The organism is Pseudomonas sp. MF08817 (genome assembly GCF_059862705.1).
On sequence record NZ_JCBCUY010000112.1, the window covers coordinates 1 to 552 of the forward strand.

Sequence of the window (552 nt, forward strand, 5' to 3'; positions counted from 1 at the left end):
GCTGGCTGAAGGAGAACCGTCGCATCGTGACGCGCTTCGACAAGCTCGCAACAAGTTTTGCGGCGATGGTCTCATTGGCCTGCGCTATGCGGTGCTTGCGACAATACTTTACGTACAGAGCCTAGTACCAATGCTTCTTGAAGAAGTGATAGGCGCTTGTTCGGTATGGGGATGCGTCGTTCGCCACAGAAGGTGAGTAGTTTTGACCAGGATTGGGTACTGGTGTGTTGGTTTTCGTAATGGATCATCCTGCCAATGTTACAGAAGTGGCAGGGGTTACCTATTGCAGGTATATAAGGCTGGCTGATGTGGTAACTGTTGCAGCTGTGATGGCATACACTTATTGCGCTTTCAGGTAGTTGGCTGGCTAGGCTGAAGTGCAGGTTATGTAATTGGTGGTAGTTGTAGTGGTCTGGAATGATTAGGGGCGGTTGCAGGATCTGAGTGCAACACGGTTATTGAATTGAAGCGGGAGCATCATGCCGCATCACCACGGCTTCTTGCATCACTTCGCCCATCACCTCGATCGGGCATTTGAAGTCGAAGCGTTTG

At 50.7% G+C, this 552-nt stretch carries 1 protein-coding gene and 1 pseudogene; one reads left to right on the forward strand and one right to left on the reverse strand.

Translation table 11 applies throughout. The features are described from left to right. Positions 1-125 (forward strand): annotated as a pseudogene (locus tag AC19YR_RS24830) (IS5/IS1182 family transposase); the annotation flags it as partial. On the opposite strand, the gene AC19YR_RS24835 reads toward AC19YR_RS24830, so the two are convergent. Continuing rightward, positions 72-440 (reverse strand): McbB family protein, encoded by a 369-nt coding sequence (locus AC19YR_RS24835; RefSeq protein ID WP_500600450.1) that lies wholly within the window; start codon positions 438-440, stop codon positions 72-74. The pseudogene AC19YR_RS24830 and the gene AC19YR_RS24835 overlap by 54 nt on opposite strands. Between the last annotated feature and the right edge of the window lie 112 nt (positions 441-552).